The sequence below is a fragment of the Fontibacillus phaseoli genome (assembly GCF_003337355.1).
GTDB classification, from domain to species: Bacteria; Bacillota; Bacilli; order Paenibacillales; family Paenibacillaceae; genus Fontibacillus; species Fontibacillus phaseoli.
Genome location: NZ_QPJW01000011.1, coordinates 1 through 14080 on the forward strand (window position 1 = coordinate 1; position 14080 = coordinate 14080).

The window sequence follows — 14080 nt, forward strand, 5'->3', positions numbered from 1 at the left end:
TGCTGTGCTGTACTCTCATATGGACTACCTCCAGCTAATTTTTATTGTATATTGTTTAGCCTGTAAGTGTCCAAGGTGATTAGGGGGCTTTATAGTTAGCTGTAGGTTTTCCATTTAATCAGCTATTTAGCTGAGTCGGCGCTACTTTCTATCGATACACTGCACTTTAAGAGGGAGTCTTATTTCGGCGGGGAATCATACCCCGGCTGCTGCTAGGCTGTTGTGCCGGAACAACTAACTGGAAAAATTACAGTTATTTTTAGGCAAACGCTCATTCATTTACAATTAGCTGTAAAACCTACAGTTAATTTAGCTAGAAATCGCTGAATTCACCTAGATCGGTTGAAATAGATGGAGGTTCTCCATCTATTTTGCGATAAAAGGGTAGTTTCTTTAAATTAGCTGTAGGTTTTCCATTTAATCAGCTATTTAGCTGAGTCGGCGCTACTTTCTATGGATACACTGCACTTTAAGAGGGGGTCTTATTTCGGCGGGGAATCATACCCCGGCTGCTGCTAGGCTGTAGTGCCGGAACAACTAACTGTAAAACCTACAGTTAATTTGGCTAGAAATCGCTGAATTCACCTAGATCGGTTGAAATAGATGGAGGTTTTCCATCTATTTTGCGATAAAAGGGTAGTTTCTTTAAATTAGCTGTAGGTTTTCCATTTAATCGGCTTGTCAGCTAGGTAGCGTGCAGTTGTGCCGACTACACCTATGCCGCACGCACCTCGCACACTTTCCCCCATCGCAAACAACCGCCCGGGAAAATTCTCCAGGCGGTTGTTTGCGATGGGCAGGTCAGCTTTCGATTGCGATCAGTTGTTTGACGGCTTGATCCGTCTCTTCGATTCTGCGAACCATCGGCTCATTTTGTGCGGTCAGCGTGTCAACAGTGGCCAGCAATTGCTGCAGGGTTGCAGACGATTGCTCGATCACCGCGACAAAGTCGTTCACCGCATGCTCGATTTCTCCTGAAGTCTGTTGTACGGAATCAGCTACTTCGGAAATGCTCGTCGCACCTATCGTCAGGTCGCCAACGCTTTTGTCGATCGAGTCAAACGCAAGCTTCGTCTGGCTTACAAGCTCCAGACTCCGGTTCATGCTCGCAGTATTCTCCTCCAGACGGACATGGGACAAGTCGGCCTGACGAGTCGCATGCCCTACGTTTTCGGTAATCTGTTTCGCCGATTCATTCGTCAGATCCGCAAGTTTGCGAATCTCATTGGCAACGACCTCAAATCCCCGTCCTTGCTCGCCTGCGCGCGCTGCCTCAATGCTGGCGTTCAGAGACAGAAGGCTCGTTTGGCTGGCAATCTCCTGAATCGAGGTTGTCAGTTCGGCAATTTGATGAATATTTGCGATCAGTGCGCCGATTTCGGTTTTCATTTCATCCATATTATTGTGGAATTGATCAATCGTTGTTGTCAGATGCGTAATAATCTCGGCGCCATCCGAGGAAGCATGCTTTGTCGCCATTACCGTATCTACCAAATGAGTCATGGACTCCAGCATTTGGTTGATTTTCTGATTAGAAGCGTAAATATGGTTGGATATTCCGCCGATCGTCTCCGTCTGAACCGCCGAACCCGTGGCCATCTCCTGAAAAGCGGTGTTCATTTCCAAGAATGCCTGCTGGCTATCATGACTGTTAAGCCGAATTTCGCCAATGCTCTGGGAGATCGTGCGAGTAGCTTCGGAGGTTACATTTTCCCGTTCAAGCTCTTTGGCAAGCATCTCCGAGGTCTCATGGCTCAGTTCGCCGATATGCTTTAACATCTTCCTGCTTAAGCCGGACTGGGCGAGCAACACTGCAGCCGAAACGACATAATAGAATAAATATAGCGAAAATTGTATGCCAGAAACGGGTGCACCCGATGGAGCCATGAAATAATTGATCAGGATAAGAACCAGGCCGGAGCCGAATGCCGACCATACTACCAAAGGCAAATTGTACATGAGGCCGATACTAAGTACGAAGAAGGCGGATAACCCTCCTGTTGCACTGCCGCCGTTTTGCAGAATCGGGATCGCGGATATAGCAAACATGCCCAGAACCGCTATTAATGAAATCCACCGTTCGAATTTTTTAGTCAGATACCCGAACCATACAACCGTTACCAATACTAAGCAAGGAATCATAATCGACGCAAACGCAGTGCCCCCTGCACGTAATCCAAGCAGCATAACTATCGTTAATCCGACCGTAAAGGAAACCATCAAACAGATCATATGATTTCTTTTGCGCAAATCCTGATAAATAAACTGTTTTTGATTTTCCTGCTCCACCATACTTATTTCCTCCTGCCAACTTGTGCGAATAGATAATGAAATAAATATCGGCCGGACATGTCGAATTGTGTAGATTTATATCGAATTATGGGGAAAAATATCCTTAATTTAGAAAATAATCAATCATACCAACGAACTTCGTACTCGCAATGCTCATCCCCGGAAACGTTGCATTTAGTTTCGCGGACAGTGACCTTCCGGTTCATAATCCGCCCTAACGCCCCTTCAAGAATCGCTCCTTCCAGATCGCATACCTTCTTCTCCTCCAGTACGGGAAGTCCCTTGCAAAAGCAGTCATCCACCACGATTTTAATCAGATGCTTGTCCCGATGAGTTACGCGGGGCAAGCCGATCTGCAATGTCGCAAACATGTCCAGCAATTCCTCTTCCGTAGAAACCGGCAGGCTTTCTCCGATTTTCCGGCCAATGGATGCCGTTGTCCCTTTGCCTTCCAGCGGCAAAGCCTCCCTCATTCCGATAAGCCGGATTGCCCGGAACAACTCCAGCGGCACTTCTTTACCAAGCCGGGTTCGGTGTATCATTTTCAAATCCTCAAAAGAAAATCCATTCATCTTGTTCTCCTCCTGTTCTGCGTGAGGGTCACCTCACTTCCATACTTCCAATTTGCCTTATCCGCCTGGTTTCATCCTTGATTCAGGTCAAGTTTTGTCCCCAAAGTTTGTGATGTAGCGCACAATGTCAGGAATAGCTTGCTGGTAATTTAGAAGTAAAGATGACTATGGAGGTGCCGAATATGGCTTGTAAATTGCATTCCACCGGTGCTGGAACGGCTCCTTCCTGCCTGTCCCGCGTACCCGTCTTTAGTCAATTGCGCCCGGAGGAAGTCGAACTGCTGCATACCGTAATGCGATCACTGCATTTTGCCAAGGGAGAAATGATTTTTCAAGAAGGAGACCGTTCCGATTCTCTCTTTGTCCTCAGCCGCGGGGTCATTAAGTTGACCAAGCTCGAAGATAACGGGAAAGAGCATATTATCCGACTGCTTTTTCCCGGCGATTTCTTCGGCCAATTTTCGCTGCTGCAAGAAAAACCCCATTACGCAAACGCCAGTGCGGCCGATGACGCCGATATTTGCTGCATCCACCGCGCCGACTTTCTTGAGGTGCTGCGCCGAAGTCCCGATACGGCCGCCAGATTTATGACCGCACTGAGCGCACAACTGGAAGAAGCGGACAGTTGGGCAGCGGTTCTTACTCTCCTTGAGGCCGATCGGCGGCTGGCCAAAATGCTGCTTTATTTCCAGCATAAATCTGCGTCGTCATCCAGTGAATTCACCCTGCCGGTCAGCAAAAAAGAGCTCGCCGGCGTGATCGGAGCCACGCCGGAAACGCTCAGCCGCAAACTCGGTCAGTTGGTGAGCAGCGGCATAGCGGCCGTCAGCGGACGGAAGATCATCATCCTGAAAGAACAGGAACTGCGCAGATTGGCGGGCGAGGCGTAACGGCAATAGCAAAACTCCAATGTATCTATTCGCTATTCCGGTAAGTAACCACACCTCGCCGAAACAAACAAAAAACCGCGGCCAGCGGCACGCGGTTTTCCGGAGATAATGAAGGAGAACGAAAGGCGAATCACGCCTTCTCAAGCCTTCAATTTGGGTCAATGAAAGCGCCTAATCAACAAAGAAAGCGCGGATTACCCTGCTTCCTGATCAAAGCCGCCCTTCGAAAATTGGCTGTTGTACAGGTCGGCATAGAAGCCGTCTTGTTCAAGCAGTTCCTCATGCGTTCCTTGCTCGATAACGGAACCGTGGTTCATCACGAGGATGAGATCGGCATCCCGGATCGTCGACAACCGGTGCGCGATGACAAAGCTCGTTCTGCCTTTCATCAGCTCGTTCATTGCCTTTTGAATGTAAATCTCGGTCCGGGTGTCCACGCTGCTGGTCGCCTCGTCGAGAATCAGGATGGCCGGATCGGCGAGAATGGCGCGCGCGATGGTCAAAAGTTGTTTTTGACCCTGTGAAATGTTCGAAGCTTCTTCGTTCAGGATCGTATCATATCCGCCCGGCAGCGTGCGGATGAAATGATCGGCGTGCGCCGTTTTGGCAGCCGTGATAATCTCTTCTTCTGTTGCGCCTTCGCGACCGTAAGCGATATTATCGCGGATCGTGCCGTTGAACTGCCAGGTATCCTGCAGCACCATACCGAACAAGCTGCGCAGATCGCCGCGCTTCATATCGGTAATATTTACGCCGTCGATTCTGATCGCTCCGTCATTCACTTCGTAGAAACGCAACAGCAGATTAATCAGCGTCGTCTTGCCCGCGCCCGTCGGTCCGACGATGGCGATCGTCTGGCCTTGGGATACCTCGATATTCATGTCCTCAATAAGCGTGTGGTCCGCGTCATATCCGAACTTCACATGATCGAAGACCACGTTGCCTTTCGGCTGCTCCAGCAGCACCGGAGTCGCCGCTTCCGGAACTTCTTCCTCTTCATCCAAAATTTCAAACACCCGTTCCGCCGACGCTACCGTAGATTGAATAATGTTGGCGATATTCGCAGTCTGCGTGATCGGCATCGTAAATTGTCTGGCATATTGGATAAAGGCCTGCACATCCCCTATTTCGATACTCTTTTTTGTAACCAGGATCCCGCCTACGACCGACACGAGCACATACCCGATATTTCCGATAAAGCTCATGATCGGCATGATAACCCCGGAAATGAATTGAGCTTTCCAGCCGGCTTCATACAACCGGCCATTGATTTCGTCGAACTGCTCCAGAGAGCGCCGCTCGCGGCCGAACACTTTGATGATTTTGTGGCCGGTATACATTTCTTCCACATGGCCGTTCAATTGGCCCAGTTCTTTTTGTTGTCGCACAAACTGCTTCTGCGAGCGCTTGGCGATCGAGGTGATCGCAACGACGCTGAGCGGAAGGGTCAATACGGCGATGAGCGTCATCAGCGGGCTGATCGACAGCATCATGGCGATAACCCCGATGATCGTCAATACCGATGTAATAAGCTGCGTCAAACTTTGCTGCAGCGTGTTACTGATGTTATCTACATCGTTTGTAACCCGGCTCAAAATTTCCCCATGCGTCCGGGCGTCAAAATATTTCAACGGCAGCTTGGACAGCTTGTCGTTCACGTCCCGCCGCAAGTCATAAACAGTTTTCTGCGCGACTCCTGCCATCAAATACTGCTGGAAGTAACTGAATATGGAGCTTAGCACATACAGGCCGAGCAAGATCACAATGATCTGCCATACATAATGAAAGTCGATCGTCGCTCCCGGTACGCCTTGCATTTTAGCGATAATGCCTTCAAACAATTTCGTGGTCGCTTTACCCATAACCTTCGGGCTAAAAATGCTGAATAAGGTACTTAATATGGCCATGACCAAAACGGCGCCGAGCTGATATTTATGGGGCTGCAAATAGCGGATCAGTCGTTTCAGCGTACCCTTGAAGTTTTTAGCTTTTTCTACAGGCATTCCCATGCCAGGACCGCCGGGACCTCCGAGACCGCCATGTTTACCCTGTCCGCCGGGACCTCTTCTCGATTGCTCCTGGCTCATGCGATCTCCTCCTCCGAAAGCTGCGAATACACGATTTCACGGTACACGTCGCAGGTTCCCATAAGTTCGTGGTGGGTGCCGATTCCGGCAATCCGGCTTTCGTTCATGACGATAATGCGGTCCGCATCCAGCACGGTACTTACCCGCTGCGCCACAATAATTACGGTCGATTCACGGGTTTCGTCCTTCAGTGCCGCGCGCAGCTTGGCATCGGTCTTGAAGTCGAGCGCCGAGAAGCTGTCGTCAAAAATATAAATTTCCGCTCCCCGGACCAGCGCCCGGGCGATGGACAGACGCTGCTTCTGGCCGCCGGAGACGTTACTCCCCCCCTGCGCGATAATGGAGTCGTATCCCTGCTCCATTTCGCCGATAAAGTCGGCCGCTTGGGCGATTTTCGCCGCGTGCCGTACTTCCTCGTCGCTTGCTTCCTCTTTGCCGTAACGGATATTGTCCTGTATCGTTCCGGTAAACAGTACCGCCTTCTGCGGCACAAAACCGATCTTGGCGCGAAGCTCTTCCTGCGGCAAGTCCCTGACATCCATGCCGTCGACAAGTACCCGTCCGCCATCCACATCATAGAACCGCGGAATCAGGCTGATCAGCGTCGATTTGCCGGAGCCCGTACCGCCGATGATCGCGGTCACTTCCCCCGGGTTGGCGCTGAATGAGATGTCCTGTACCGCCGGTTGTTCCGCACCGGGATAGCTGAAGGAAACATTCCGGAATTCTACATACCCCTTTTGTTCTCCGGCATGTACGGGTTCGTCCGCGTCTTTGATCACAGGAACCATATCCAGCACCTCATTGATCCGAACCGCCGAAGCCGAGGCGCGGGGAATCATGACGAACATCATCGATACCATGATCAAGGAGAACATGATCTGCATCGCATATTGCAAAAAGGCCATCAGGTCTCCGACTTCCATGTGCCCTGCGTCAATGCGTAGCCCGCCGTACCAGATGATTGCCACAGAGGAGACGTTCATGACCAGCATCATTATCGGCATCATGAAAGCCATGATTTTGTTGACTTTGATCGACGTATCCGTCAGTTCGAAGTTCGCCGTTTCAAACCGTTTCTTCTCATGGTTGATCCGGTTGAACGAGCGGATGACCCGCATCCCGGTCAATTCTTCGCGCATAACCAGATTGAGCCGGTCGATCTTTTTCTGAATCGTCTTGAACAGCGGAATCCCTTTTCTCGCGATCAGGAAGATTGCTGCCGCCAGTACGGGCATGATGACGACCAAAATCAGCGACAGCTTAGCGTCCTTGGATACCGCCATAATAATCCCGCCGATGCACATCATCGGCGCCATGACCATCATCCGCAGCATCATGATCAGCACTTGCTGAATTTGGGTGATGTCATTGGTCGTACGGGTAATCAGCGAGGCGGTGCCGATCTTGTCAAACTCCTCGAGCGAAAAGTTCGATACATGACTGAACACTTTGCCCCGCAGCGATTTTCCGAAGCCGGAGGCCGCCTTGGACGAATAATAACTTGCTCCAATGGAACAGATCATCCCGCCCAGCGCCACCAACAGCATGAACAGGCCGATCCGCCAAATGTACGGCGTGTCCCCCTTCACGACGCCGACATCCACGATATCCGCCATGAGCGTCGGCAGGTACAGCTCAGACAGGGTTTGGAAAAATACCAGTACCAAGACGGCCGCAACCAGCCAACGGTATGGCTTCAAATGCCGGAAAAGTTTTATCATCCCCATCATCTCCACTTTCTTTATTTAGGAAGATCCCGATTATGTCTCTCTTTCAAAAACTCAAACACAAGCTCCAGTAAATCGGCCAGTTGAGTGCTCCGCTCATCACCCAAAAAGTCGGACAATTCCTTGAAGTGGCGGGCATAGACTGTCTTGGCTTCCTGTCTGACCCGTTCGCCTTCCTCGGTCAACTTTACCCGGACGACTCTCCGGTCTTCCTGATCGTGGATCCGGACGACCAAGCCGCCGGACTCCAAACTTCGGACCAGCGGAGTCACTGTAGGCGGACTCACGCGCATCATGCTGCTGATACTCGAAACGGTAATACCGCGCTCTTCCTTCAAGCTTCCTTTTTGGATAATAAACAATACCCTGAGCTCACTGGGCTTGTATCCGTCCAAGACCTGCTTATGCCATTCGGCCTTTCTGAAACGGCCAAGGACTTCCATTAGTCGCTGGGCTTTGATATCCTCGCCCATGATCAACTCATCGCCCCCTTTAATTTATTTATACACTTTAATATTTAGTCGACTTATTTATTCGCAAACCTAATTATAGGAGCCTAAAAATCCAAAGTCAAGCAACAGGTCCCCCCTAAAAAAATAGACCGCCTGATCGGGATTTTTTCCCGATACAAGGCGGTCTATTTGTGTGTCTGGCTAAAGCAACGATTCAAGCTAAGACTGTTGTTCCTGCGGCCGCTTGCCGAGCTCGTCCAGGTTGCGGAACTCATAGCCCTGACGACGGGCTTCGTCGATAATCGCGCCCAAGGCGGCGGCGTTATCTTTGGAGACGGAATGCAGCAAAATTACCGCGCCGGGATGCAGCTGTTGCACGACTTTTTGATAGGCATAGGCAGTCCCTTTCTGGTCATTCACGTCCCAATCCTTGTAGGCGACCGACCAGAACACGTTCGTATACCCGAGTTCTTTCGTCACCCGCAGTACCCGATCACTGAAAATCCCGCGCGGCGGACGCAAATAACGCATCCGGTCGGTACCGGTCAATTGCGCTGACGCCTGTTTCACACGGTCAAGCTCTTCTTTGATGCGGGTATCCGTAATCGTCGTCATGTCCGGATGGCTCCAGGAGTGGTTGCCGACCAGATGCCCTTCCGCAGCCATTCTTTTCACGAGATCCGGCTGATCCTTTACATAGTGACCGGTGATGAAGAACACTGCGGGCACCTTCTTCGCCTTCAACGTATCGAGGATCGGCGAGGTATACCCGTTCTCGTACCCGTTGTCGAAGGTAAGGAACAGGTCCTTGCGGGACGTATCCCCCAAAAAAATCGCGCCATGCTTGTCCACGATCTCTTTGAAGCCTTCTTCATTAATGGAAGGAAGCTGTCCGCCCACGCTTCTTTTGAATCCGAAATGATAAGGCACATCGGCAGAAACGGCGGAAGTACTAGCAGCGGCAACAGCGGCTGTAGCCGGGGTAGAAGCCAAAGCCTCTCCCGCGTTTACAGGGCTGAAGAGAAAGCAGGCGAGCAAGCCCGAAATCCAGGCAACCTTCATAAGGAAAGTCCTCTCCTCGTCTTGTATTGTAGAAATACTCCGCTTAATTTCAGCAACTTTCACCAGGAATATACATGCGATTTCTTCATTTGGCTATTTCTCTGCCTTGCCGGACAAATGGCTATGCTTGTAGCCGTACAAGAAATAAACGCATAGACCGAGGACCATCCACAACAGGAACGCAATCCAGGTAATCCGCGGCAGGCTGATCAGCAAGTATCCGCAGGTTGCCACCGCAATAAGCGGGATCACCGGAACGAGCGGCACTTTAAAGGACCGTTGCAAATCCGGACGGGTTTTCCGTAAAATAACAACCCCGAGCGAGACGGCAATGAAGGCGAACAAGGTGCCGATACTAACGAGATCGGCCAGTTTATTCAGCGGTATCAAACCTGCAAAGATTGCGACCACAATGCCGGTTACCCAAGTACTTGTGGCCGGTGCCCCTGTTTTCGGATTAAGCTTGGACAACCTCTCCGGAAGAAGCCCGTCACGGCCGATCGCGTAGAAGAGACGGGTTTGTCCGAACAGGAGAACGAACAGCACCGTGGTGATGCCGACGATGGCACCCAGGGAAATAAAACCGGCTACCCAGTTTTGATGAATAAATTGGAGTGCGAAAGCAACCGGATTTTTCACATCGAGCAAGGTATAAGGAACAATGCCCGTTAATACTGCGGTAACCAGAATGTACAACAAGGAGCAGACGGCCAGCGACCAAAGGATGCCTTTAGGCAAATCCTTTTGCGGATTTTTCACTTCCTCGGCTGCCGTTGCTACGACATCAAAACCGATATAAGCCAAAAATGCGGTTGCCGCCCCGGTAACCACGCCGCCGAAACCGAACGGCATGAACGGCGTCCAGTTGGACGGCTTCACATAAAATACGCCGACGGCAAGGAACAGGACAATCACGGCGATTTTAATGATAACCATGATGGAATTGAGCCGCGTTGATTCCTTGGCTCCGCGCGAAACGATAAAAGTAAGCAGCAAAACGATCAACACGGCTGGCAAGTCAAAGTAAGTCCCGCCGGCGGGATTAAAGGCGCTGCTGAGCGCTTTGGGAATTTCCAGGCCGAGCCCGGATAACAAGCCCTGAAAATACCCCGACCAGCCGCTGGCCACCATGGAAGCGGCGAAACCGTATTCCAGGATCAAGTCCCAGCCGAGAATCCATGCGATGATTTCCCCGAATGTGGCATAGCTGTAAGTGTAGGCGCTTCCCGAAACGGGGACCATAGAACCGAATTCCGCATAGCACAGTGCGCAAAAAGCACAGACAATCCCGGCAAGGAGGAAGGATAAAATAAGACCAGGTCCGGCATGCTTGGCAGCAGCCACCCCGGTCAACACAAAAATCCCGGTGCCTACCACACATCCGACACCGAGCATCGTTAGGTCAAATACGCCAAGCTCCTTTTTTAATCCTCCGCCACTCGATGCCGCTTTTTCTTGAAGCATGGAAGTAATCGATTTTCTTCTGAAAAGACTCATTCAGGCTGTCCCCTAATATTGATGTATTGAAATGCACATTTTGTTATTATAATGAATCCACCCTGACATGCCTAGGTAGCTTTTCATGGTTATATTCTCCAATTCGTGAACTTTTTAAGGCTTTTATGCTGTTATGCAATTAAGTGTTATCTGGCGCCGAGGTCAACACCTCTTGCGCGAACCGAATCCATTCCCGGGTAGCGAACGACAAATACCGGTCCTCCCGCCAAATAATCCCCAACTTCCATGGGATGACCGGATTCACGAGCGACAGGATCCGGACCCGTTCCTTATCGATTTCGCGGCAAATCGTCTCGGGCAGCAAGGTAATGCCCAGGCCGACAGCGACCATTTCGCTGATGAGATCCCACTGCGAGCTCTCGTAGATGACATGCGGCTGAAAGCCTGCTATAGCGCATTCCGCAATGATCCGGTCATGCAGCGTAAAATCTTGCCGGAACAAGACGAACCCGTCATTGGCGAGCTCCGCCAGATCCACTTGACCCCGTTCCGCCAGGGGATGCGAAGGATGCACCACCAGGTTCAGTTTTTCCTCGACAAAAGGAAAACTGCGCAGTCCCTCCTGAACAGTTGGCAAAACCGCGACACCAACCTCCAGCAATCCATCCGCTACGTCGGACTCCACTTTTTTCGCTCCGTCTTCAAACAATTGAATCGTAATCTCCGGATAGCGCTGGTGAAATTGACCGATAACCCGCGGAAAGAAACTCGATCCTACCATGGGCGGAAGTCCGATCCGGATGTGGCCTTTTTTCAGATTGCGCAAATCGTCCAACTCCGCCGTCAGGTTATGAAAAGAGGTTACGATCTGCTGCGCTTGCGTAACGATCAGTTGGCCCGCATCGGTCAGCTCGACCTTTTTGCCAACCCTGTCGAATAGTACAACGCCTAGTTCCTCTTCCATGCCTTTGATCGTTTTACTGATCGTCGGCTGCGTAATAAAAAGAGCATCGGCTGCTTTGGTAAAGCTTTTCAGCCGCGCTACCTCGATTAAATACTGCATTTGCCGGATATCCATCCTTAGCATGTCCCTTCTTTCTTCGCTTTGTATCATAGACAAATGGAATGCTTCTCATTCAGTATATTCATTTTACCCATGAAAACAATTGATGTAATATTTCATTATTAACATTGACTATACAGAAACGAAGGTGCCCACACCATGGGAAACATCAAAACGATCGGTAAAATTGCTCTTCAGGTTGCCATTCTGGTTCTGTTCTCGCTAGCAATGAACTATTTGGCGCAATGGCTTCATCTGCCGATACCCGGATCTATCCTGGGCATTATCGTCCTGTTCGCCTTATTGAAAATGAACATCATAAAACTGACATGGATTGAACAGGGAGCGAACTGGCTCCTTGCGGAGTTGCTGCTGTTCTTCATCCCTGCCGCTGTCGGCGTTATGAAATATATCCCGCTTTTGGAGCATGACGGCGTTCAGATTTTGATCGTCGTCGTTTCCAGCACCGTGATCGTCATGGCCAGTTCCGGCCTGATCGCCTCCCATATCGTCAAAAGAAAGGAGCACAAGCTGTCATGATTCCGGGCCTGATTTGTCTGATTGTCACTCTTGTCGTATACGGAATATCCAAACAATTGTACCGCGTCCGGCCTCGGGTCTATTTGTCGCCGCTGCTGCTTACGCCGCTTGTGCTGATCGGCGGATTAATCTGGATCGAGATTCCTTACGAGACTTACCATTCCGGGGGGAAATGGCTCAGCGCCATGCTGCAGCCGGCCACCATTGCCTTTGCGGTTCCTCTTTACAAATACTACGATGTGCTGAAAAAACATGCTGTTGAAATTCTCGTCAGCGTACTGACCGGTTCCATCGTTGCGATGTTCTCCTCAGCTATCCTGGCGGAGTGGATGCATCTGGATATGAAACTGGTCAGCAGTTTGATTCCCCGTTCGGTGACGACTCCGATCGCGATGAACGTTTCGCAGGTGATCGGCGGTGTGCCGAATATAACGGCCGTATTCGTAATACTGACCGGCTTGCTGGGCGCCATGCTCGGCCCATGGGTCATGAAGCTGTTCCGTATCGAGGGGGAGGTTGCCCGCGGTATTCTGTTTGGCACAAGCGCACATGGCACCGGTACTTCCAAAGCATTCGAGCTCAGCTCCCTGACCGGTACCATCTCAAGCATCTCCATGATTTTAGCTGCCCTGTTTACTCTGGGCGTTGCGCCGATGCTAATCAGCTTGTTGCTTCATTAAGCACCTTTCTCATGTTTCCTCCTAATTTTTAATATAGAGATTTCTCTCATGGACCCTGCCTTTGGCGGGGTCGATTTTTTTATAGATTCAGAGATTCGCAAAAAGAATGCCGCCCTGCAGGAGGCGGCATTCTTCATGTTCATACGATTCCGATTCAGCGGCGTCGGACTGCTAAATTTAAGCTGTGGCTAGCGCGGTGAACACGATCGGTCCGATAACTCTGGCTTGTGTTGCGGCCCCGAGTTTTTCTACGGACAAGACATAGTCATGGACGCCTGGGGCAACATTGATGTCGGCCGCGATGAAAGAGGTGAGGCTGAATGTTTCGAGGCCTGTTTCTATGCCTTGGAGGCCGTAATAGATTTCCGTGCCGTCCCGAAATACGCGGAACAAGACTCTCGGGATTCCTGCGATGCCTTGCAAGCCGACCGTCGCATCCAATTGGACCCGATTAACCGGATATTGTGCGGGGATAGTGACGCGTACCAGTGCAATGCCTTGCCCGGCCGGCGTTTGCGGTATATCGATCGCAGCACCGTTCGTGATCGGGGTAGGGACATTAATGACATGTTCTATAAGGACTGCCATTATTCAATCAACTCCTTCCTGGGAATAGTACATTCTATGAAGGGCTAATAGATTCCGCATGGACGAGTAGACCGGGGTTTTTGCTTATTTTCTATTCATGGGCATGCCGTCGAGGATCAAATTCGCAATTCTCGGGGTTTCTGCAAAAGTACATCATTTTCAGAGGAATAAGCCCACCATGATGGGAATTACGGCAAAAATGCAGGAATTATCCCCCTAATCCTCACCCCGGTCTGGTTTTAGCTCAATAAAGCTGTATTTTTGCAGGAATTTGCCTTTAGAATCGGAGAATCGCTTCATAATCCTGCACATTTGCAGCAAAGCCCGGAATTTTTACGATAACTTTACCCCGCGTTGACTCCGGGATAAACCTGACGGCGCAGAAAGCGGAGGCATAGTCGTCGGCGGGGCGGGCCTCCGGATCCTGAACAACAAACCTGAAGCGAGCAAAAAAAACCTGGGAATCCATCAATATTCCTTGCCGAACCGCAAACCCAATAATAAAACCGTCAAATAACAGTAACTTTCCGATGCGAAACGACGTTAATATTTTGTCGCACAAATTCGGAATGAAGAGGCTGCCTTCCATCCGGAGGAACAGCCTCTTTTTCGAGCCTACCGCGGAGGGCCAAATCCGTATTTTGCATTGTCGATTATTGCCAACTA

13 protein-coding genes are annotated in these 14080 nt (G+C 50.5%); 3 read left to right on the forward strand and 10 right to left on the reverse strand.

The genetic code is table 11. The features are described from left to right. Positions 1-801: 801 nt before the first annotated feature. Positions 802-2292, reverse strand: coding sequence for a methyl-accepting chemotaxis protein (locus tag DFP94_RS19925; RefSeq protein ID WP_114498242.1), 1491 nt, complete (start codon positions 2290-2292; stop codon positions 802-804). A gap of 119 nt (positions 2293-2411) precedes the next feature. Continuing rightward, positions 2412-2864 (reverse strand): V4R domain-containing protein, encoded by a 453-nt coding sequence (locus tag DFP94_RS19930; protein WP_114498243.1) that lies wholly within the window; start codon positions 2862-2864, stop codon positions 2412-2414. Between the two features lie 182 nt (positions 2865-3046). Between DFP94_RS19930 and DFP94_RS19935 the strand changes: the two genes are divergently transcribed. Further along, positions 3047-3754 (forward strand): Crp/Fnr family transcriptional regulator, encoded by a 708-nt coding sequence (locus DFP94_RS19935; RefSeq protein ID WP_114498244.1) that lies wholly within the window; start codon positions 3047-3049, stop codon positions 3752-3754. Between the two features lie 194 nt (positions 3755-3948). Here DFP94_RS19935 and DFP94_RS19940 read toward each other — a convergent pair whose 3' ends face one another. The 6 genes from DFP94_RS19940 to cidR all read right to left on the reverse strand — a co-directional run bounded on the left by DFP94_RS19940 (position 3949) and on the right by cidR (position 11621). Next, positions 3949-5841, reverse strand: coding sequence for an ABC transporter ATP-binding protein (locus tag DFP94_RS19940; RefSeq protein WP_114498245.1), 1893 nt, complete (start codon positions 5839-5841; stop codon positions 3949-3951). Further along, the gene (locus DFP94_RS19945; protein ID WP_114498246.1) at positions 5838-7565 is read right to left on the reverse strand and encodes an ABC transporter ATP-binding protein; all 1728 of its coding nucleotides are present in this window, start codon (positions 7563-7565) and stop codon (positions 5838-5840) included. Before DFP94_RS19945 ends, DFP94_RS19940 begins: the two co-directional genes overlap by 4 nt. Before the next feature lie 20 nt (positions 7566-7585). After that, entirely contained in the window at positions 7586-8044 is a 459-nt protein-coding gene (locus tag DFP94_RS19950; RefSeq protein ID WP_245955010.1) for a MarR family winged helix-turn-helix transcriptional regulator, read from the reverse strand. A gap of 198 nt (positions 8045-8242) precedes the next feature. Next, positions 8243-9085, reverse strand: coding sequence for a delta-lactam-biosynthetic de-N-acetylase (gene pdaA / locus DFP94_RS19955; protein ID WP_114498248.1), 843 nt, complete (start codon positions 9083-9085; stop codon positions 8243-8245). A 93-nt stretch (positions 9086-9178) separates the two neighbouring features. Then, positions 9179-10582: a branched-chain amino acid transporter BcaP gene (bcaP, locus tag DFP94_RS19960; protein ID WP_114498249.1), complete on the reverse strand. Its 1404-nt coding sequence runs from the start codon at positions 10580-10582 to the stop codon at positions 9179-9181. Positions 10583-10721: 139 nt separating this feature from the next. After that, a complete protein-coding gene (gene cidR, locus DFP94_RS19965) occupies positions 10722-11621 on the reverse strand; it encodes a cidABC operon transcriptional activator CidR (protein ID WP_114498250.1) in 900 nt (299 codons plus the stop codon). A 144-nt stretch (positions 11622-11765) separates the two neighbouring features. Between cidR and DFP94_RS19970 the strand changes: the two genes are divergently transcribed. Together DFP94_RS19970 and DFP94_RS19975 are read left to right on the forward strand one after the other, a co-directional pair. Further along, a complete protein-coding gene (locus DFP94_RS19970) occupies positions 11766-12146 on the forward strand; it encodes a CidA/LrgA family protein (protein ID WP_114498251.1) in 381 nt (126 codons plus the stop codon). Further along, positions 12143-12826 (forward strand): CidB/LrgB family autolysis modulator, encoded by a 684-nt coding sequence (locus DFP94_RS19975; protein WP_425459269.1) that lies wholly within the window; start codon positions 12143-12145, stop codon positions 12824-12826. Before DFP94_RS19970 ends, DFP94_RS19975 begins: the two co-directional genes overlap by 4 nt. A 177-nt stretch (positions 12827-13003) precedes the next feature. Here the strand turns inward: DFP94_RS19975 and DFP94_RS19980 are convergent, their stop codons facing one another. Continuing rightward, entirely contained in the window at positions 13004-13414 is a 411-nt protein-coding gene (locus DFP94_RS19980; RefSeq protein WP_114498252.1) for an exosporium protein C, read from the reverse strand. 277 nt (positions 13415-13691) lie between these two features. Beyond that, positions 13692-14003, reverse strand: coding sequence for a hypothetical protein (locus DFP94_RS19985; RefSeq protein ID WP_114498253.1), 312 nt, complete (start codon positions 14001-14003; stop codon positions 13692-13694). Positions 14004-14080 lie beyond the last annotated feature (77 nt).

Bases quoted from the DNA above. Each gene is read 5' to 3' on its own strand.
- DFP94_RS19980 (WP_114498252.1), bottom strand. From the start codon at position 13,414: ATGGCAGTCCTTATAGAACATGTCATTAATGTCCCTACCCCGATCACG.
- DFP94_RS19930 (WP_114498243.1), bottom strand. From the start codon at position 2,864: ATGAATGGATTTTCTTTTGAGGATTTGAAAATGATACACCGAACCCGG.
- bcaP (WP_114498249.1), bottom strand. From the start codon at position 10,582: ATGAGTCTTTTCAGAAGAAAATCGATTACTTCCATGCTTCAAGAAAAA.
- DFP94_RS19935 (WP_114498244.1), top strand. From the start codon at position 3,047: ATGGCTTGTAAATTGCATTCCACCGGTGCTGGAACGGCTCCTTCCTGC.
- DFP94_RS19925 (WP_114498242.1), bottom strand. From the start codon at position 2,292: ATGGTGGAGCAGGAAAATCAAAAACAGTTTATTTATCAGGATTTGCGC.
- DFP94_RS19985 (WP_114498253.1), bottom strand. From the start codon at position 14,003: ATGGAAGGCAGCCTCTTCATTCCGAATTTGTGCGACAAAATATTAACG.
- DFP94_RS19975 (WP_425459269.1), top strand. From the start codon at position 12,143: ATGATTCCGGGCCTGATTTGTCTGATTGTCACTCTTGTCGTATACGGA.
- cidR (WP_114498250.1), bottom strand. From the start codon at position 11,621: ATGGATATCCGGCAAATGCAGTATTTAATCGAGGTAGCGCGGCTGAAA.
- pdaA (WP_114498248.1), bottom strand. From the start codon at position 9,085: ATGAAGGTTGCCTGGATTTCGGGCTTGCTCGCCTGCTTTCTCTTCAGC.
- DFP94_RS19970 (WP_114498251.1), top strand. From the start codon at position 11,766: ATGGGAAACATCAAAACGATCGGTAAAATTGCTCTTCAGGTTGCCATT.
- DFP94_RS19945 (WP_114498246.1), bottom strand. From the start codon at position 7,565: ATGATAAAACTTTTCCGGCATTTGAAGCCATACCGTTGGCTGGTTGCG.
- DFP94_RS19940 (WP_114498245.1), bottom strand. From the start codon at position 5,841: ATGAGCCAGGAGCAATCGAGAAGAGGTCCCGGCGGACAGGGTAAACAT.
- DFP94_RS19950 (WP_245955010.1), bottom strand. From the start codon at position 8,044: ATGGGCGAGGATATCAAAGCCCAGCGACTAATGGAAGTCCTTGGCCGT.